Consider the following 20,113-nt stretch of genomic DNA (forward strand, 5'->3'; position numbering starts at 1 on the left):
ACACTGGATTTTATTTTCTCATTAATTACCTGATTTTATGGCGGGAAGGGAGTAAATGATGGAGAAGGTTCTGCCTGAGAACTAAATGATGGAGAAGGTTCTGCCTGAGAACTTGAACTGCTGATTATACTGGGTACTGCTTGTTTAATGGTGGATTGATTGTAAGAGACTTGATATTTCGTGTATATCTGCCAACCAAGAAAACAAAGAACCAAAATGATAATTAATTTCTTCATGTAGAAGTTTCACAGCTAGAGTAACCTAAATGCATATTACACGAAAAATTCCATATATTTGTCATTTACAGCCTAATTATCCTGATTGTTTCTATTTTCTGCGTAATCCTGTATTCATGAATTGCCCATGCACACAAATCATTGAGGATTGCTATGGGTGGAACGTTATGCAGAAAAATATGAAGGTGCAGTAATTTGTTAGACCTAACCACACCGATAAAAAATTCTTTTTGAGATGCGGGAACAACATAAAGCCATTTGTTGTCTTATTATTCCAAGTTCGCCTGTTAACGAACAGAGCATTTTAAAAATATAGTGGTCGATCGAGATTGAACCCATACTTGCTGAGATTTGACTTAGCAGATATAGGCTCTGTTTTGCTATGCCGATATTTAATCAAAAGATGTTCCCATCTCGTTACATGGATAGCTTTTCATATTCCTGCAAGGAATATCTATTAGGTGTGTAAAAATCAAGTTTGAGGATGTATATACGTATGAAGAAGACTTATTTCCTATCGCTACTCACGATCGCTGCTTCTTTGGGATTCGTTTCTCTACCAGCCTATGCTGACAAGAATGTCACACAGATAATCAATCAAGAGATTAATGTCGTTGGGAACGGAAACACGATCAACCAATCTGCCGTACAAACTAACGTGCAAACTCAATCAAACAACCGTAAAGGCAAGCCAGGTAATCTTGGGAATACGGATACCTACCAAGAGCTAAATCAATCAGCCGATATACGGGGTAATAACAATAACGTTCGTATGAATGCCCAACAGGTAAATGTGAGTAGAGAAGGACATCGCGATCGCGACCACGATCGCGGTCATAGAGGTCACAAGAAGGATGATTAATTTTCTTCATAGAGGCTATATTTATGCGGCATAAGAAGTTTTTTCTTTCATGCGCAGTTCTCTCTTTGCTTTTGCTGTTCCCTGCGATCGCTAGTTCGCAGCAAGTCGATGTTAAATCTGGGAATACGCGCACCATTGTTGATGATGATGGCAATGTCCGTATAGAGACAGATCCGTCTTCCATTGACTTCCAGTCAACACCATTACCAACCGATAATCCATCTAATTTCTCTAGGGGAACTCGTACCTATAGTACGAATGATTCTAATAACTGTCACAATGACAGCTATACCTATAAAAATAATGATGGGGGCAACTCAGTATATAGTCATAGTTCTACTACTGTTTGCCGCTAGTTAGATTCGGTATTTGTTTGTCAAAATTATTAAATAATGAGGGATTCAACCTTGGTTATCCCTCATTTTTCCATGGAGAAGTAAGTCGATCGCAGTCATAACTCACTTTATCGTGAAGCATTTTTGAGAATGGGTTAATATAAACTCAATATTTGTAGGGAACCTAAAGCAAATTAAGATTTTGAAAGTACTTTTATTCTCGACATTGGGATTGCAGTTACTAGCAGTGGCTGTTCTTGCAATGGAAATCAAGTCTTCTTATACATTGCGAGGCGTCCATAGCGAATTTTTCCTTTATACAGCAGCCTTGATAATCTCTGTGGGAGTATTCCTTAGAATATTAACGAAAACACAGTTTGAGCAGGTCAGTGAATGGTTTTTAATCTTGCTTTTTCCCTGCGCGATCGCTCTCTTTTTTGCTATCCCCGGGGCATATTTAGGCGAGGGCTGCATTACTGATTACATTTCTCCAAGTGGCAAGAATTCGATTTTCATTAAAGAGCGGTGTGGCATACTTGGCTGCTATCCTCTGCATATCTATAAAAATCAGTTCCTATGGGGATATGAGATTGGGCTAATTAAAACAAGTGGAGAACCATCCTGTGCCCTTAGAGCTAAAACCAAAATTGAGTGGAAGAATAATGAAACGCAGATCGACTGGAAAATAGAGGGAATTTATGGCACAGTAAATGTATTTTAATCAATGATTTAGCGAAATATATACCAATAAATACATAATCGAAGATTGCAGTCCTTTGACTTTGTAATCCACCACAGGCGCGATCGCTTTTGTTCTGCGATCGCTAACCATTAAATATTTATGTCAAAAACGAATATCCATCTCATTTTGATGTCAATATTCAAAAAAGATTTTAAAACTTTGGTCTGCAATGAGATTCACTGATGAGGTTCGCTAAGTGAAAAAGGTTTTTGCATACGCTATAACAGGCATTTCCCTTTGTTTAGCCGCTACTGTCACATTTGCGATCGTAGGGATGGATAGGTACGAAAACAGCTATGTTTTGGCAAAGAATATTCCAACACCTCAGCCAGTTGAAATCCCCTTTGAGCGCGGTATCAGAAAACTGGAAGATGGAGATTACAAAGGAGCCATTGATGACTTAACCGAGGCAATTCGGCTTCGCCCCGATGCCCTAGCGTACTATGCTCGTTCAACTGCGAAGTATAAATCAAATGATTATCGAGGAGCCATTGATGACTTAACTGAGGCAATTCGGCTGTCCCCCGACTTTTATGGTGCTTATAATAATCGAGGCTGGCTAAAAGCTATGTTAGGGGATTATCAAGGTGCGCTTGAGGACTGCAACCAATCACTTCGTATCAATCCTAACTTTGCTCATGCTTACGATAGTCGGGGAGTAGCAAAATTTGGCTTAGGCGATAAGCAAGGAGCGATCGCTGACTATACCGAATCAATTCGCATCAACCCTGACTATGCTGAACCGTACTACAATCGTGGATTTGCCAAAGCTGATTTGGGCGATAAAGAAGGGGCTCTTGTCGATTTAAATCAGGCCGCCGAGCTGTTTAAACAACAAGGGGAAACAGAATGGTTTCGTAAGGCGGCAAATTTGATTCAGCAACTAGAAAAGTAAGCGAACTATCTGACGCGCGATCGCACATCTTATTCCTGCAATTCTAAATTAAGGTAGAAGCTTCAATATCACCTTCCAAATTCGAGCTGCGGGCTAGGAATACTTTATGTATGTAGCAGATCCCTCACAACATTGGGCTCTAGATCGGCTTTAATAGTAGCAGCAGAAAATTTAGTAAATCTCATGGATAATACCCTCGACACCCAACTAGAGCCACAGACTGTTGACACGCAAACTGCGGATAATTTGGGCATCCCATCACTAGATCTTCAAACGCTCGATACGCAGGCTTTACGCCGATCTCTGCATAAGTCACCCAACTATCACCGTCACGGCTTTGGGCATGGTGAAGAAGCCGAAACCACGATGAAAAGTGAATACCACAGTGACTTAATCCAAACCATTCGCGATCGCAACTATATCTACACGCAGGGGGATGTCACGATTCACTTGGCAAAGTCTTTTGGTTTTTGTTGGGGCGTAGAGCGTGCGGTAGCGATGGCATACGAAACCCGCCAGCAGTTCCCCACCGAGCGGATCTGGATTACCAATGAAATTATTCACAATCCCTTGGTCAACGCTCGGCTCAAGGAGATGAATGTGGAATTCATTCAAACCGACGCCCAGGGTGGCAAAGACTTTTCAGGCGTGGCGCAGGGCGATGTCGTGATTTTGCCAGCCTTTGGCGCTAGCGTTCAAGAAACGCAGTTTTTGAATCATGTCGGTTGCACGATTGTCGATACCACTTGCCCTTGGGTGTCTAAAGTCTGGAATCGTGTCGAGAAGCATAAAAAAGCAGATTTCACTTCGATCGTCCACGGCAAGTACAACCACGAAGAGACGATCGCGACGATTTCCTATGCCAAGCGCTATTTGGTCGTGCTCAATCTCAAAGAAGCCGAATATGTATCGAACTATATTCTCAAGGGCGGGGATAAGGACGAGTTTCTCGCTAAATTCTCGAAGGCAATTTCCGAGGGCTTTGACCCCGATCGCGACTTGCAAAGGGTAGGGGTTGCCAACCAAACCACCATGCTCAAAGGTGAAACCGAAGCAATCGGTAAGCTGTTTGAACGCACGATGATGCAACGGTATGGCGTGGAATCTTTAAACGAGCATTTCCTTTCGTTTAATACGATCTGCGATGCTACCCAAGAGCGCCAAGATGCCATGATCGAGATCGTCGAAGAACCATTGGATCTGATGATCGTAATTGGTGGCTACAACTCCTCAAACACGACGCACCTACAGGAAATGGCGATCGAACGGGGCTTGGTTTCCTATCACATCGATAGCAGCGATCGCATCATTTCAGCGGTCGCGATCGAACATAAGCCTTTGGGCAAGCCCTTAGAAATTGCCTCAAACTGGCTGCCTGCTGGCAAATTGCGTATAGGTATTACCTCTGGGGCTTCTACGCCCGATCGCGTGGTTGAGGATACGATCGAAAAGATCTTTGCACTCAAATCCGCTTAGATTGTGACAGGTTTATTTGCTACGACCCTTGCACTCAGTGCTTTTTTACTGTTCTGGGTGCAGTTAATGTCTGCGAAGCTGATCTTGCCCCTGTTGGGCGGTACACCTGCGGTCTGGAATACTTGCCTTGTCTTTTTTCAGGCAGTTTTACTGTTGGGCTATAGCTACGCGCATTGGGCATCTCGGCTGAAGCTTACATATCAGGTTGGATTGCAGATTGGCTTCATGCTTATCGCGATCGCTTTTCTGCCAATTCAGATTGCCAGTCAGGATCTGCCGCCCACCAATGCCAATCCGAGTTTCTGGCTATTGGGCTTGCTCTGCCGTACCGTCGGACTACCCTTTTTTTGCGTGTCCACGTTAGCCCCATTGATTCAACAGTGGTTTCATCAGCGATCGAAACAAGATCGAGCAAATCCCTACAAGTTTTATGCGGCTAGCAATGGCGGTAGCTTACTTGCTCTGATTGCCTACCCGACAGCGATCGAATCTCAGTTACGGTTGAGCGATCAGACTTGGTTGTGGACTGGAGGCTATCTTGGTTTAATTTGTCTGGTCTGTGCAAGTGGATGGGTCAGCATTCGAGTCGGCAGTAGAAACGCCGATCGAGTTCCTGAGTTTGAGAATTCGCCTTTACTTCTAGAACTTCCATCTTCGGAATTATCTTCGCAAGATTATCTGGAATCAGACGGAGTTCCAAACTCTCCACCAAAACCTCCTACGGGCAAGCAAAAATGGCGATGGATCGTACTGGCAGCCCTTCCCTCTAGTCTGTTGATGGGTGTGACCACCCATATCACCACCGATATCACACCGATTCCATTACTATGGGCAATTCCCTTAGGGATTTATCTGTTCACCTTTGTGTTGGTATTCGCACCTAAACCAGTACTGCTGAATCCAGTGCTTTCTACGTTCGTTCCTACCTGTGTGGGTCTCACGTTACTGAGTAGCAACATTGTGGGAATTTCTATATTTCTGCTGTTGCCGCTGCATTTGATTACGGTAGCGCTCCTGATGTGGGGTTGTCATAGCGAATTAGCAAAGGCTAAGCCCGATCCGCAATATCTAACCAATTTTTACCTGTATTTGGCGCTTGGGGGTGTGTTGGGTGGTCTGTTTAATAGTCTTGTAGCGCCGATCGCTTTTAGTTGGCTATTGGAGTATCCCTTGGTTTTGGTGCTATCTGTATTCTTTTTAAAGTTCCCTCAAACGCGAAGTTTACGGAACCTCTATATGCTGCAATTAGGTATTATGCTTTCGATCGCGGCTGTCGGTCTCAACACTCCGCGCGTCACGGGACAGTTGCTAGCTCAAGAGCGTAGCTTTTTTGGCGTGTATCGCGTTAGCAAAGTCAAAGTGGAGTCTCAAGAACAGATTGTATTCTCTCACGGTACGACCATTCACGGGAGACAGAGCACCAATCCTCAGCAAAAGATGGAACCTTTAAGTTATTTCTCTCATTCTTCGGGAATTGGTCAATTATTTGCGGCAATCTCCTCTAAACCATCCCTGCGTGTCGGGGCTATCGGTCTGGGTGTCGGGACGATTGCTGCCTATGGTAAAGCCGATCAAGACTGGACGTTCTATGAAATCGATCCTCTGGTGGAAGCAATCGCACGAAAATATTTTAGCTACCTTTCGGACTCACCCGCCAAAATTAAGGTCGCGATCGGCGATGGTCGCCTCACCTTAGCCAAAGCTGACCAAATCTACGATCTAATCGTGTTAGATGTATTTAGCTCCGATGCGATTCCCGTCCATCTGATTACCCGCGAGGCTTTTGCTACCTACCTTTCTAAGCTCGCTCCTGATGGTGCGATCGCATTTCACATCACCAATCGCTATTTAGATCTTGCGCCTGTGCTTGGGAAACTGGCGGAAAATTCTGGTTTAACTGCATTCAAATATCGCGATAACATGTCTCTCTTGCAACCTAAATTCAGCGATTATCCATCAACTTCTATTGGGAATTCCCCCTCGACTTGGGTGGTTTTAGCGCGTAATCCTAGTTCCATTAGCAACCTCGTTAAGGATAACCATTGGACTAAAATTAAAGCAACAAATAAAGCTCTATGGACAGATGATTATTCCAATCTCTTTAGTGTCATGTCAGTTCGCCAATGATAATGATATTGTCAAGCACAATAGAGATGTGTTGACATTGTGTATACAAAGCCCATATATTTAGTGGAGTCTCCTATTAAAAAGGTAAGCGTTATGAACGCCTCAGCCTATGAAGGGTCGATTAGTCAGACCCGTGATGTCACAATCAATATTCGAGCTAAGCAAACCCAACGAGATCTGATCGATCGCGCGGCTGAAGTGCAGGGCAAGAGTCGCTCAGAGTTTATGCTTGAGTCAGCTTATCAGAAAGCCCAAGACGTTCTTTTAGATCGGAGCTTTTTTGGGCTAGATGAACTGAAATTTCAGCAATTTTTGGCTTTGCTGGATGCATCACCTGCGCGAAATGAGAAGTTGCACACATTGCTGGCAACCAAATCTCCGTGGGATTAGATCGAGAGCGAGATAAGCTTCGCCCACCCGAAAAGCTGAATTCGTCGCATCGAATTGAAAGCTTTGATTCAGGGAACAGTCACCTAGATGACTGGCTTAAGCGCCGCGCCCTGAAAAATGAGTTAGAGGGGGCTTCACGCACCTATGTACTCTGCACTGGCGAAGTTGTTGTTGCGTACTACTGTCTTGCCAATGGAGCAGTGGCACAGACTGCTGCAACAGGTCGAGTTCGGCGTAACATGCCCGATCCGATTCCAGTAATGGTGATTGGACGATTGGCAGTCGATCGCAACTGGCAAGGTAAGGGTATTGGGCGTGCCCTATTGCAAGACGCAATTCTTCGTACTCTGCAAGCTGCCGAGATTGCTGGAATACGTACAATTCTCGTACATGCTATCTCGGCAGAAGCAAAGCAATTTTATGAGAAGTGTGGTTTTATGGTTTCGCCTGTCGATCCAATGACACTAATGGTGAAAGTTAACGATGCCATTGCTTCACTTAGTTCCTAAGCCTAAGAATTTCTTGGTCTTTCTGGAATTTTGATTGATTGTCGAGTGTCCGATCGCAAGCTAACAAATTGCTAAATCGGAACGGAATTTCGGTTATCCGTTCTGCAAAGATGATTGCCATGCGATGAGCTGCGATCCGTTATGTGTAGGTAAATTTCTAAAGAGGTGATTATGGATCCAAGTTTTTGGCACCAAAGATGGAGTGAAAATAATATTGCTTTCCATGGAAGTGAAGCCAACCCACTACTGGTCAGATATTTTAAAGAGCTTTCTTTAGTCAAAGGCAGTCGTGTATTTTTACCATTATGCGGTAAAACCCTTGATATTCCTTGGCTACTTTCTAATGATTATCGCGTTGCTGGCGCTGAATTGAGCAAAATAGCCATTGAGCAATTATTTACGGAACTTGGGGTGGAACCCAAAATATCAACAGTTGGTGAAGTAGATCGCTACAGCGCAGAAAACATCGACATATTTGTGGGTGATATTTTTGATTTGTCGGGCAAGATGCTCGGCTTAGTCGATGCAATTTATGACAGGGCAGCTTTAGTAGCTCTGCCAGAAGCAATGCGCAATCAATACACAGCGCACTTAATGGAAATTACGGATAAAGCGCCACAGTTGTTAATTAGCTACGAGTACGACCAAAGTGTAATGGAAGGTCCTCCTTTTTCAGTCAGTAACGAGGAAGTAAATCAGCACTATAGGGATAGTTATGATTTAACTCTTATCGTAAGCACGGATGTACCTGGTGGATTGAAGGGAAAATGTGCAACAACAGAAAATGTTTGGTTGCTAAAACGTGATTAATACCTGCATATTTTCAGTACTGTAGCCACACAGCACAAGTCATTCAAGACAAGTATTTCCATTTCACTCAACAACAAAGCAAATGCAAAAAGCGATCGCTTTTAACTCCCAACTCCCACTACTAGCGATCGTCCGCAGAAAGCCCTTGGGAAGATAGATTGTTGAAGCGATCGCACTTAATGTAAAGTATAACTCTGCACCAAAGCGATGGGTAAGGGGTCTGGGCTAGGACTAGATGCGATCAAAATCACTATTATGGAAGTCTCGCGATCGAATCAGTGTCAGATAAAACAGGTTTCATTGTGTTTCTACCCATCCAGTCTGTTTGAGGTTGGTTTATGGAGATGACTTCTCAAGTACAAATTTAAGAAGTGCATAGGTTTCAGCCATAGAAAGCCTAAGCTTCTCGCCTGAGTAGTCAATGATATACTCACCCGCCACTTCACCACATGCCGTACAAGTGTATGTACCAAGGTTAAGGATATCGACACTCATCTGACGAATTTGCTCTACTAACCAGCGATCGCGACGCTTCAGAACATCATCTAAATAAATTGAGTCCACTTTCTACATTAAGGCTCCAATTGACTGAGAATATTTACTTACAAAAGAGCATTGTAGTTTGTTTGATTGTTAATCGCTACAGGTTCCCATATTCTATGAGCTAAATCAATAGCCTACACCTATACTTAAGTACGGATATAGATTAGTCATTTGGTCAGTAAAAAGCTTCTCTTTAGATTCAATGTACGGATGATGCCACAGGAACGCATTTGGGTTGTGTAGACCAAGCGGAGGATGGTGCTGCTGGGGCTTTGGCGACCAAAGTAACTTGACCGCGATCGCTTACCACCCATCCCTGTGCTTCCACAATAGTATCGGGTATTTCGTTTTTCACCTCTACAGGATTTGAGGCGATCGCAGCAGAATTATTAGAAGTACCAAGATTATCGAGCAAACTAATACCACTGACTAACTCAGAAGGATTAGCAGGTACACCTCCTCGACCCGTAATCACAAATTTACTGCCTTTGCTATCGGCAAGACAACTTTGTGCAACTAGTCTACTCGCATCACTAACATCGACGGGAAGGTTATTTAATCCTTTACTGGGATCGATACCCGGTGTGACGATCGTGACAGTGCCGTTAAGATTGAAATCAGAGCTTGCCGTGATGTCACTGAGAGGTGTAAGGCGAGGGCGAAATTCTAATCCGTAAATTCCCTGCGTCGTGATGTTAATGTTGCCACCCCTACCTCTAATCGCATTTGCTGAGATATCGCTATTCTCAAATGGAACAGCTACTACAAAACCAGCGTTGATATCGATATTGCCACCATTACCCGAACCACCAGCATTCGTGTTGATTTGACTACCTGTTCGCATCAAGAGAATATCTCGTACATTGAGGCTAATATTTCCACCTTCTCCCGAAGCAGTACCGGCTGTAATAAACCCACCATTACTGAACGTGAGCGAACCCGAAAATAGTTGAATATTGCCACCATTTCCAGTGCCCAGACTGTTAACCGAGATTCCCGCACCATTTGAGATTGAGACAGCGATCGGATCGATGAAAATGTTGCCACCCTTTCCTGTTGAGCTAGAGGTAGTATTGGCAAAGATCCCAGAAGATGTGCCATCAAGGTTAAGGCGATCGCGAATATTTAGATTAATATTGCCAGATTGCCCACTCGTAGAAGTGGCAGCCGAGAGTTTCCCACCACTTGTTATATCTAATGTATTTGCAAAAACTGTGATTTCGCCTGCATTGCCAAATCCATCTGTTTTTGTAGAGATGGTTCCTTTATTGGTTAAAGCAAACGTATTTGTGGTGACTTTAATCTCTCCTCCATTGCCGATAGCACCATTATCAACTGAAGCATAAAGCCCACTATTCACAAACTGACTAAGAACCGTACCGCTTCCATCAATTAAAACAGTGTTAGTCTCAATCGTCATCGTGCCGCCATTACCTTGTCCAAAAACACCTACGCTAATCTGTCCACCATTTAGGACTTGCAGCGAATTTGCCATAACTGAAATATTCCCACTGCTTCCTCTGCCGTTAAAATTAATATCTGCCGAAACCGAACTGCCATCGATCTTAACTTCGTTCGTGCGGTTTCCGATTGGAGCGATCGTAATGCTGCCAGCATTGCCATTGCCATCGGTATATGCTTGGATTTGAGAGTTATCTGAGAGCGAGAGAGACTCTGCAAAAAAGTTGAGTTTTCCAGCATTCCCGATTCCAGCAGTATATGTGCTAACTTTAGCGCGATCGCTGAGGACAATTGACGGTGAAGAAATACTTAGATCGCCACCATTGCCCCGCCCAGTATTGTTGATAAAGTTATTGATATTACTGTTTTTGAGAGAGACACTTTCAGTTGCGCGAATATTGATATTTCCAGTATTTCCCTGTCCATTTGTCGCAGCAGAGATAAAAGCCCCATTGCTAAGAGAAAGAACGCGTGTACTCAAATCGATATCCCCAGCATTGCCGATCGCTGTGTTTGTTTCCACTGTTGTCGAAATCGCGCTATCCACAAGTGCACCAAAGATCGAACCAGAGCCACTGAGTGAAACCGCATCAGCCTGAATCGTGATTTTACCGCCATCCCCGATGTTAAATACACCTGCACCGACTTGACCGCCATTCAGCAGTTGTAGCGATTTGGCAATAATTGCAAGATCTCCGCCTTTCCCTTGTCCACCCAAGTTAATTGCCGAGGAAGCCGTGCTGCGATCGAATAGGATATTTCCTGTTGCGATGATATTTAAGTTACCTGCATTACCTACGCCCGACGTAATCGTACTAATTTGCCCCTCATTAGTTACAGATAGTGTGTTTGTTGTAACCGTGAGGTTCCCACCATTTGCATTGGCGAAGTTAAGAACTTGGTTATTGATCGCGCTTCCTCTACCATCAATATTGACCGCATTCGCTAAAATCGCAACATCTCCAGACTGTCCCAAACCATTTGTTGTGGAATTGATCTGAGCACCATTCAGTAGTGTTAGGGTTCCCGCATTTATACTTACCCGCCCACCCTGGCCGCTCGCATTTTGTTCCACTTGGCTAATTACTTGAGTTGGTAGAGCACCAACAACCCCAGAAAAATTCGCGTTCCCAGAAATATTCAGTGTAATGTTGCCTGCATTGGCATTGCCAAAAGTACCTGTGAATAGGAGAGAAGGGTTGGTTAAGGAGTTTGTCAGCGATAGGGATGCAGCCGTGAGGTTAATGTCGCCACTATTACCCGCGATCGTAGATGCAAGACTTCTACTAATTATTGTCAGTCCCTGTCCTGATATTGCTCCATTAGCTTTAAGGTCGATTTGCCCACTCAGGTAAGGCGCATTTGAGAAAATCAAAGCATCATTGCTAAAGCGAATATCATTTTTAGCGAGTAAAGTCACGCTACCGCCGTTACCAGAAACAGCACTCGATCCTACGACGATATTTTGATTTGCATTAATATTCCCCCGCGAATCTACAAATACCGATCCACCATTACCCACACCACTAAAAGTCTGGATGCCTGCAAAAACCCCAAAACCAGGATTTTGGCTAAAAAAACCAGTACCTGTAATGGTAATATCTTCGTCTGGTAAGAATGTGTTTGGCTTGTAGTTATTTGTGAGTAGAACAACTCCATTTGGTGCATTAATCAGAATGTCTCCAATCGTAATTCCTGTTCCTGTAGATGGCTGGCTTGTACTGGGTGGTGGTAGCGCAAAACTTAAAGAGGGATCGAAAAAGCTTCCAGTTCCCGTTACACCCGATATACCAATATCAGATGGATTCATGCCAGATCGAATGTCGAGTGTGGGATGAGCATTACCGTTAATCGTTAACGTTCTTCCATTAGAAAGTAACACATTGGCAAGATTAGGCGTAATAGTTGGATTAATTGTGTTAGTGGTTGTATCTGTCCCAGTAATAAAAGCCGTGTCAATAGTCACTCTTCCACCTGCGAGAATGTGGAGCGAACTTCCGATATAAAACCCAATTGTGACATCCCCAAGAGAGCGAACGATCGGATCGTTGGGACTATGGAGATCCCCAATCTTTCCATTTAACTGCTCAATTTTAAAATTACCATTGGCGTAATAATGAGCATCGCCAAGTACAGGATTTGCCGATCGCAGCGTCATATCGCCACCAGCATAAAAGCCACTATTTGGATGGTTGAGGGCAAAAATATCTACACCTCGATCGCCTTGCACAAGCATTTGTCTACCAGAGATAGCGATGAAAGGATCAGATATGCGATCGCGAATTTTAAGGGTGTCTTGGGCTTGCAGTGTTAGATCTCTTCCAGCTTTTAATTGTCCCTGTAAATCCAACTTATCAGCCACGAAAGTTAAATCTTGCCCTACGGAGAGATTCCCCTGATTTGTAATGGTTGCTCCCCTATTACTTTTGCCATACTGCAACCCAATTGGTGTGCTCAAGGTCAGCAATGGTGAGGGATTTGTGGCGCTAAATTCCGTTCCATCTGAAAATTTAATACTATTCGCAGTTGTCGCTGTAAACGAACCGCCGATATCTAGTTTGGCATTCTGCCCAAAAATGATGCCGTTGGGATTCACCAAGAATAAATTTGCTTGACCGTTGGCTTTAATCAGTCCATCAATATTGGAACTGGAGGTTCCCGTGACTCGACTGATAATATTTACTGTGTCTGGAGTGTTGTTAAAATAAGCCGTACTGCTCGTTGGGACTGAAAACTGGTCGAAACTATGGAATTGGTTCCCACCAACTTGGGTTCCACCTGTAATTGTAAACGTTGTGCCGTTGGTGTTGACAACAGTATTCATGGGCAACGTGCGATCGGGGATAACTTGCGATCGCGCAGGGGATGCTGGGACAAGGTTAAATGCGATCGTTACTACGCTCAGCCCTACAAGAGTCTTGTTCATAATAGGAAACCCTACGATCTTTATTTAAGTCTTATTTTTGGGCAACAGAGACACATTTGGGTTGTGTAGACCAAGCGGAGGCTGGTGCTGCTGGTACTTTGGCGACCAAAGTAACTTGACCGCGATCGCTTACCACCCATCCCTGTGCTTCCACAATAGTATCGGGTATTTCGTTTTTCACCTCTACAGGATTTGAGGCGATCGCAGCAGAATTATTAGAAGTACCAAGATTATCGAGCAAACTAATACCACTGACTAACTCAGAAGGATTAGCAGGTACACCTCCTCGACCCGTGATAATAAACTCACTACCTTGTCTATCGGCAAGACAGCGTTGCGGAACAAGTTTACTGGCATCACCGACATCCACTGGAAGATTCCCTAAACCTTTACTCGGATCGATACCGGGGGTATTAATAATGACAGTGCCGCTAAGATTAAAATTAGAACTTACAGTGAAGTCGCTAAGAGGTGTGAGTGAGGGACGGAACACAATTCCGTAGACCGCCTGCGCTGTGACATTAATGTTACCCCCTCTACCGCGATCAGCATTCGCTGAAATATCGCTATTTTCATAGGGAACGGCAACCAGAAAACCCGTGTTGATATTAATATTGCCACCATTACCATCGTTGCCAGCAGTAGCGCTAATCTGGCTGCCATGTCTAAGCAAAAGCAGGTCTTGAATTTGCAAAGAGATGTTACCACCTTCACCATTGGCAGATTCCGCTCGTATTATCCCATTATTATCTAGAAAAAGAGAACCTGCCAATAGCTGGATGTTACCTCCATTTCCAGTACCTAAACTACTTGCGGAAATCCGTCCTCCATCGGTAATCTTTACCACAAGCGGATCGATAAAAATGCTTCCACTCAAACCTGTTGAGTTAGGTCCCGTTCCCACACGGATTGCTGAGTCAGCCCCACTGATTTGAAGTAAATCTCTTAAAAAGAGGGAAACATTTCCAGCATTGCCACTACTTAAGGTATTTGTCTGTATTTGCCCACCACTAGAAATATTTAAGGAATTAGCCGTGATTTTGACCTCCCCACTATTACCTTTTCCATTTGAATAGGCAGTAATAATAGCACCGTCGCTAAGAGAAATCGTATTTGCAATGATATTGATATTGCCAGATGTTCCACTAGAAGTAGGCAGTTCTATAGATGTACTGATTGTTGTGGGAACAGTTCTTCCAGTGACAACCCCAAATCCATCTAACGCGATCGCATCTGCCTGAATCGAGATATTTCCGCCAGTACCTTTACCAAATACAGCGGCAAGAAGTTGAGAACCATTGAGCAATTGCAGCGATCCGACATTAATCGAAAGATTACCTGCGACTCCGTTACCATTAGGTTCGATCGATGTAGAAACAAGCGAGCGATCGAAGACTGCATCACCATAGATCTGAATATTTAAGTTACCCGCATTTCCACCACCGTTGATAGTCGCAACTACTTGAGAGCCATTCGCTAAATATAACGATTGAGCCGTGATGTTAACATCTCCATGCCTACCAACAACACTAGGGTTTTTACTCGAGCTTTGAATCGAAATCCCATTCCCTGAGACAGTTCCTTTACTATTAATATCTATTCTGCCACTCAAGTTTCCATTTAAATCAGTATTTGAAGAGATCACTGAATTATTGCCAAACTGAATGTTCCCATTAGCAAGTAAATTGATCGCACCTCCATTGGCTGAAGTGGACTGAGTACTAATATTGCCATTGGTTGTAATATTGCCCCTAGCAACCAAGGTGACACTACCTCCATTACCAGCGGTTGAGGGTGCAAGGATATCTTTAGTAGTAATATTGCCCCGCGAATCAACCATTACATCGATTCCCTTATTGAGGTTTACAGCAGGTGTGTTGATATTATCCACCTGAACATTGCCACTTAAGGAGTTAGGACTATATTGGTTAGAAAGCAATACAAGCCCTCTTGATGCTTGCCTGGTTGAAATGTTTGTGAGCGTAATATTGGCGTTAGTTGCAATGACACTCGATCCTTGAAATAACATGCCTGCTCGAGCATCAAGAAGAACTGGGCTAGGTGTTCCACTCAGATTAGGGCTTGATCCATTTGACAGGGTTACTCCACCTAAACTCAGTGTAGCTCCATTCCATAAAGCTACATTACTGTAATTAAAAGTATCTGATGTATTCGTGGTAAAGGTAATCGTATTATTTGAGGTTATGCTACCCCCTGAAAAAATACGTAGCGAACCGCCGTTATATAAACCAAAATTTATATTCCCATTGGCAAGTAAGGTAGTGCTACCACCTGTAGTAGATTGTGACGATCTAAGAGTGCCATTAATATTAATATTGCCGGCTGAGCTAATGCTTACATTTCCTCCTCTCTGGTTAGCTGCACCTCTAGAGTCAACATTACCAGTGGAAATATTGCCATTTAATGCTGAAAGTTGGATGTTCCCACCAATGCCAGTAACATTTGATGTGTCAATAATTCCGGATGAAATATTAGCTCCTGAAATGCTTACATTTCTACCTCGCGCTCTGATTGTATCTGTGGAATTCATTAAAAAGGAGCCAACATTGTCCTTATCGGAGTCTGCCGTAAAAGTAATTGAGCCAGAGTTAGCACCAAATGCGAATGTTAGAGTGTTTCCTGTTAGCGTTCCAATGGTGATGTTATTCGTGGCAGTAACCTGTACATTTGCCGTGTTTGCCAATGCTTGTAAGGATGCCTGAGTTAGTGTTGTTCCGGGTGTAGTGCCATTAGAAATAATTACATCGGTTGGGTCGAGTAATAAAGTTCCTAATTTCCCATTTAATGCGCTCAAATCGACCTTGCCATCAAAGATCAAATCCTGCTTTCCCGATATTTCTGTAAAGCCCCCATTACTGACCGATACACCACTAACCGATGAAGATAGCGTTGCACCGCGCGCTGTCACCGACCCATAAAATTCCGTCGATTTATCCGCCCAGACAATTACCCGTCCTCCATTCCCATTTTGTAATGCATCTGCATCGATCGTTACACCACGATCCACATAGGTTTCCTGAGCATTTTGTACTGTTCCTTTCCCCTGATAATCACCACCAATTAATACAGTGCCGCCACCATTTGCACCCGATACATCAATGCGTGCGTTATTTAACAAACTGACGAGATCGCCTAATAATTGAACGGTTCCACTTGGGGCAGTTAGTACTCCAGTACTCGATACAGATCCTCCCTGTAATGTAATCCCTTGACCTTCACGCACGGTTAAACTGCCAGCATTTGAAAGCACAGTATTCGGGTTAGTTTTGCCATACTGCAACCCAATTGGTGCACTCATAGTCAACAGAGGTATAGCAGAGGGATTCGTGGCGCTAAATTCAGATCCGTCCGAAAACTTGATGCTATTTGCAGTTGATGCAGTAAAGGAGCCGCCAATATCTAACTTGGCATTCTGACCGAAGATTATGCCATTAGGGTTAACTAAAAATAAATTGGCTCGACCGTTCGCTTTGATCAGTCCATCAATGTCGGAAGCAGAACTACCAGTCACCCGACTGATGATATTTGCTGTTTCAGGAGAGTTGTTAAAGTAAGCGGTATTACCTGTTTGTACGGAAAACTGATCGAAACTATGAAATTGGTTTCCTCCGACTTGCGTACCACCTGTAATTGTATGCACCGTACCACTGGTATTGACAACGGTATTCACAGGTAAGGTTCTGTCAGGTATGACTTGCGCCTGACTAGGAGAGATGGGTATGAGGTTAAAAGCGATCGCAGCTACACTTAGTCCGATCAGAGTCTCTTTCATGGTTAGGTTCGAGAAGGTACAGACTACAAATAGTTTCGGCGATCGCGTCTCAAATTCCTACTAATGTTAAGAAATCTCCATCAAGCGTTACTTTTTGCGAGGGAAGAGGCTTTCTTTTTCCTCAAAGCCTGAGCCGAGAAATATACCCCCGCTGCGATCGCGCCAAACATAACACCAGGAACAGGAACTGGTTGCACCTTTGTAAATGAGGTCAGTCTCATCCAGTTTAGATTTCCAGTACTTGTATCGCAGGCAGCCAAAATAAATCGATGAACGCCATTCGGATAATCGCTGCCACATGAACCGGGATCGATTTTAAATAAATTGAAGTCCCCTGCATAAGACGCAGTAGAACTTGTTTTATTGTCATATGGAAATAAAACCTTTTTGTAGGTTCCGTCACTTTGCTTGACACAAAAATTGGGATCGATGTTTCCAGAAGTACAGTCTCCTGAATAAACGCCTGGAGCTGAATTCCATGTTTTACCAGTATTCAAGCCTGTGATTGGATCTTTAAGATTCTGTCCGACAAGATTAATATTGTAGTTAAGCGTGCCACCAGCCGTATTAAAGTTAAGGTAAGCAAATTGACTGAGTACATAAGTCGTTTTTATACCGTTAACTGTTGTCTCTAGGTTTAAACTTGCTAGAGCCACATCTGCAGCACCTTCGTAATCCAGTGGACTTGTCGTATCGATAATGTCGTCAAACGTAGTAAAAGTTGCCTTTGCAGTTGAGGTATTACTAAACTCAGCACCACTCCATGTTGCAGTCCAAGTAGTTAAACTTGCAGCGCTAGCAGGCAGAGAAGCACCAAGCCCTAAGCTAGCTATGCTTAATAGCCCAGTTCCAATAGAAACTCCCAAGCATCGATTTACTACATTCACCATGGCTTACCCGACTCCTGACGTTGTACAAATTTTTGTTATCAAGATTTTCGGGCAAAAACCTATATTTGTTGCATCCTAGCAGTTACCAATAAGTTAGATAGAAGTTATATTCGAGTTAGATGGAAGTTAGGCAAAAGTTATATCCTTTCTTCTTTCAGATCTTCTTAGATAATATCTATTCTATTTTTATATTTTTTGTATGTATGCGATGCATAAACGAATTATGCTACAGGAAAAGAATTCAAAACCATGATTTCATTTCAGCTTGGGGACTTGCTGATGTTTCGACTTCTCAGCTTAAAACAGATTATATATCAACGAAAAATAGATCCCATTCTCTTGCCATGTATTACGCGTGTTAGGAACTGACATAAGCGGAATGCCATAGTTGAATAGTGCAGTCATGCGATTTCCCATCTGCCACCGCAATCCAAACCCAGTTCCGACCAAAAGATTTTGGGCGGGATTTTCTCCTCCCGAACTCGTCCAAACCATTGCCGTATCAATAAATGGTGCAATTTGCAAAAGCCCATCAATCTCAGGAATGCGCATTACAGGAATTCTCAATTCGGCGGTGAGGGCGACACCATTATCACCAAGTAATAAATCCTGTCGGTAACCACGCAAAGTATCTTGTCCCCCAAATCCTATCTGCTGAAGCGGTACAAGTGGGCGATCGCTTAGCTGCAAATCTCCACGAAATAGCAAGAGGGTTGAGGGTGCGAGTAGGTTAACATACTGCGCTTGCCCCCTCCATGAGACAAAGCGACTATCAGGGAAAGCTGAATTCACCGTTGAGCCTAGTACACCGCCGAAACCAATATTCAATTGCGATCGCAGTGCCAAAACCGATCTGCTTTCGCGTTCGGTAAACTCTTGAAAGAAACTCAAAATAGAAACTCTTGTCGAACCGTTGTTGTCAGCTCCTGCGGACAAAGGGAATGGAATTTTTAGCAGACTGGATAGACTCTCACGATAGGAACCTGTGACGCCGATGGCGAGTTCTTGATTGGGGGTTTGATAGACTGGTTGTCGAAAGGTGAGGTCATAGGATGTAGAGTTGGAGTAGATATCAAGGATATTGAAAGGCTTCTCGATGACATTGCTATTACTGTTGCTGAACAAAATGGAAATCGTTCCATTGTAAGGATTGACGGGCAAGCTGTAGCTGAGATCGTAAGCATTGCTAGCATCGGTGTTGCTATAACCCACTAAAATCGAGTCTCCTAGACCAGTCAAGTTAGCCTCACTGACTTGGATGCGACGACGGAGCGAACCGACACTGGGGGCTCGATTGTTATCTAGAGACAACTGCGCGTTAAAGGATTCCGCTTCCTTAACTTTAATTTCGAGAATATTTTTGCCTGGGCGATCGCCTGCTGCAAGCTCGGCAGAGAGATTGGCGATCAGTGGATTGATCTGCAATAACTGTAGGGCAGAGATTAAGCGATCGCGGTTTAAGGGCGCACCCGTAGCAATGTTTATCCGCGATCGAATGTAATCAGGACTGAGGCGATTTGTACCCGTTATCCTAACCTCTTCTAAGCTCCCCTCAATGACTTGGACTTTAATAGTTCCCGCTTGAAGGTTTTGAGGTGGAATAAAGGCACCAGAGGTAATATATCCATTCCGAACATATAGTTCAGTAATTTTGGTACGAACTTCTAATAATTGGGCAAACGTAATCGGGCGTTTGATGTATGCGTTCGTGACCTCTGCAAGTTCCTCCTGACTAAATACTGTACTACCTAAAACATCGAATTTTGCAACTGTAATCGTTCCATTAGAACTGGGTAGATCTGGGGGGGCTGTTTGTGCTGGTGGTTTGAGTAACTCATCTGGCGGTGGAAGCGTTTGTGGATTTTGTGGTAAAGGTTGAGGCGGCTGTGGAGTGATAATGTTTGGTGGAACTTGACCAATTACTGTGTCATTTGTAGCCTGTTTAGGAATCCCATGGGAATTGACTGGCAAGCGTTCAACAAAAGCAGAGGCTACTTTGGGGACAACAAATTCGCTAACCGTTGCGATCGCCAAAATCAATGAGAATGCGACCTTAAATCGTGACAAACTCCAAAGACCTATCCTTGCTGAATGGTTAAGCGATTTCCACTTCCGATC

At 43.7% G+C, this 20,113-nt stretch carries 14 protein-coding genes; 9 read left to right on the plus strand and 5 right to left on the minus strand.

Going from position 1 to position 20,113, the window contains the following annotated elements; translation table 11 throughout:
• The first annotated feature begins 732 nt into the window (after positions 1-732).
• The 9 genes from V2H45_RS15620 (at position 733) to tmpT (ending at position 8,382) form a co-directional block, all read left to right on the plus strand.
• Positions 733-1,098 carry a hypothetical protein gene (locus tag V2H45_RS15620; protein ID WP_330484584.1) on the plus strand — a complete coding sequence of 122 codons (366 nt, stop codon included), beginning with the start codon at positions 733-735 and terminating at the stop codon, positions 1,096-1,098.
• A 23-nt stretch (positions 1,099-1,121) separates the two neighbouring features.
• The gene (locus V2H45_RS15625; protein ID WP_330484585.1) at positions 1,122-1,454 is read left to right on the plus strand and encodes a hypothetical protein; all 333 of its coding nucleotides are present in this window, start codon (positions 1,122-1,124) and stop codon (positions 1,452-1,454) included.
• 181 nt (positions 1,455-1,635) lie between these two features.
• Positions 1,636-2,154 (plus strand): hypothetical protein, encoded by a 519-nt coding sequence (locus V2H45_RS15630; protein WP_330484586.1) that lies wholly within the window; start codon positions 1,636-1,638, stop codon positions 2,152-2,154.
• Between the two features lie 217 nt (positions 2,155-2,371).
• Positions 2,372-3,070, plus strand: a complete 699-nt coding sequence (locus V2H45_RS15635) for a tetratricopeptide repeat protein (RefSeq protein ID WP_330484587.1) — start codon at positions 2,372-2,374, stop codon at positions 3,068-3,070.
• Positions 3,071-3,253: 183 nt separating this feature from the next.
• Positions 3,254-4,546, plus strand: coding sequence for a 4-hydroxy-3-methylbut-2-enyl diphosphate reductase (locus V2H45_RS15640; RefSeq protein ID WP_330484588.1), 1,293 nt, complete (start codon positions 3,254-3,256; stop codon positions 4,544-4,546).
• Positions 4,547-4,549: 3 nt separating this feature from the next.
• Positions 4,550-6,673, plus strand: a complete 2,124-nt coding sequence (locus tag V2H45_RS15645) for a spermidine synthase (protein ID WP_330484589.1) — start codon at positions 4,550-4,552, stop codon at positions 6,671-6,673.
• Between the two features lie 93 nt (positions 6,674-6,766).
• Positions 6,767-7,063: a type II toxin-antitoxin system TacA family antitoxin gene (locus V2H45_RS15650; RefSeq protein ID WP_330484590.1), complete on the plus strand. Its 297-nt coding sequence runs from the start codon at positions 6,767-6,769 to the stop codon at positions 7,061-7,063.
• Positions 7,054-7,572, plus strand: coding sequence for a GNAT family N-acetyltransferase (locus V2H45_RS15655; RefSeq protein ID WP_330484591.1), 519 nt, complete (start codon positions 7,054-7,056; stop codon positions 7,570-7,572). The genes V2H45_RS15650 and V2H45_RS15655 overlap by 10 nt, the downstream gene beginning before the upstream one ends.
• A 171-nt stretch (positions 7,573-7,743) precedes the next feature.
• Positions 7,744-8,382: a thiopurine S-methyltransferase gene (gene tmpT / locus V2H45_RS15660; protein ID WP_330484592.1), complete on the plus strand. Its 639-nt coding sequence runs from the start codon at positions 7,744-7,746 to the stop codon at positions 8,380-8,382.
• Positions 8,383-8,718: 336 nt separating this feature from the next.
• On the opposite strand, the gene V2H45_RS15665 is transcribed toward tmpT, so the two are convergent.
• The 5 genes from V2H45_RS15665 to V2H45_RS15685 form a co-directional block, all read right to left on the minus strand.
• A complete protein-coding gene (locus V2H45_RS15665) occupies positions 8,719-8,946 on the minus strand; it encodes a hypothetical protein (protein WP_330484593.1) in 228 nt (75 codons plus the stop codon).
• A 178-nt stretch (positions 8,947-9,124) separates the two neighbouring features.
• Positions 9,125-13,312 (minus strand): two-partner secretion domain-containing protein, encoded by a 4,188-nt coding sequence (locus V2H45_RS15670; RefSeq protein WP_330484594.1) that lies wholly within the window; start codon positions 13,310-13,312, stop codon positions 9,125-9,127.
• A gap of 31 nt (positions 13,313-13,343) precedes the next feature.
• On the minus strand, positions 13,344-17,105 hold the full coding sequence (locus V2H45_RS15675) for a two-partner secretion domain-containing protein (protein ID WP_330484595.1): 3,762 nt from the start codon (positions 17,103-17,105) through the stop codon (positions 13,344-13,346).
• 80 nt (positions 17,106-17,185) lie between these two features.
• On the minus strand, positions 17,186-17,995 hold the full coding sequence (locus V2H45_RS15680) for a hypothetical protein (protein WP_330484596.1): 810 nt from the start codon (positions 17,993-17,995) through the stop codon (positions 17,186-17,188).
• A 297-nt stretch (positions 17,996-18,292) separates the two neighbouring features.
• Complete coding sequence (locus V2H45_RS15685) at positions 18,293-20,062, minus strand: ShlB/FhaC/HecB family hemolysin secretion/activation protein (protein ID WP_330484597.1); 1,770 nt, start codon at positions 20,060-20,062, stop codon at positions 18,293-18,295.
• Positions 20,063-20,113: the final 51 nt, after the last annotated feature.

Source organism: Tumidithrix elongata BACA0141, from assembly GCF_036349135.1.
Classification (GTDB): Bacteria; Cyanobacteriota; Cyanobacteriia; order Pseudanabaenales; family Pseudanabaenaceae; genus Tumidithrix; species Tumidithrix elongata.

Excerpts from the sequence above, each read along its gene's own strand:
- V2H45_RS15620 (WP_330484584.1), top strand. The coding sequence starts at position 733 with ATGAAGAAGACTTATTTCCTATCGCTACTCACGATCGCTGCTTCTTTG.
- V2H45_RS15625 (WP_330484585.1), top strand. The coding sequence starts at position 1,122 with ATGCGGCATAAGAAGTTTTTTCTTTCATGCGCAGTTCTCTCTTTGCTT.
- V2H45_RS15640 (WP_330484588.1), top strand. The coding sequence starts at position 3,254 with ATGGATAATACCCTCGACACCCAACTAGAGCCACAGACTGTTGACACG.
- V2H45_RS15650 (WP_330484590.1), top strand. The coding sequence starts at position 6,767 with ATGAACGCCTCAGCCTATGAAGGGTCGATTAGTCAGACCCGTGATGTC.
- tmpT (WP_330484592.1), top strand. The coding sequence starts at position 7,744 with ATGGATCCAAGTTTTTGGCACCAAAGATGGAGTGAAAATAATATTGCT.
- V2H45_RS15670 (WP_330484594.1), bottom strand. The coding sequence starts at position 13,312 with ATGAACAAGACTCTTGTAGGGCTGAGCGTAGTAACGATCGCATTTAAC.
- V2H45_RS15675 (WP_330484595.1), bottom strand. The coding sequence starts at position 17,105 with ATGAAAGAGACTCTGATCGGACTAAGTGTAGCTGCGATCGCTTTTAAC.
- V2H45_RS15680 (WP_330484596.1), bottom strand. The coding sequence starts at position 17,995 with ATGGTGAATGTAGTAAATCGATGCTTGGGAGTTTCTATTGGAACTGGG.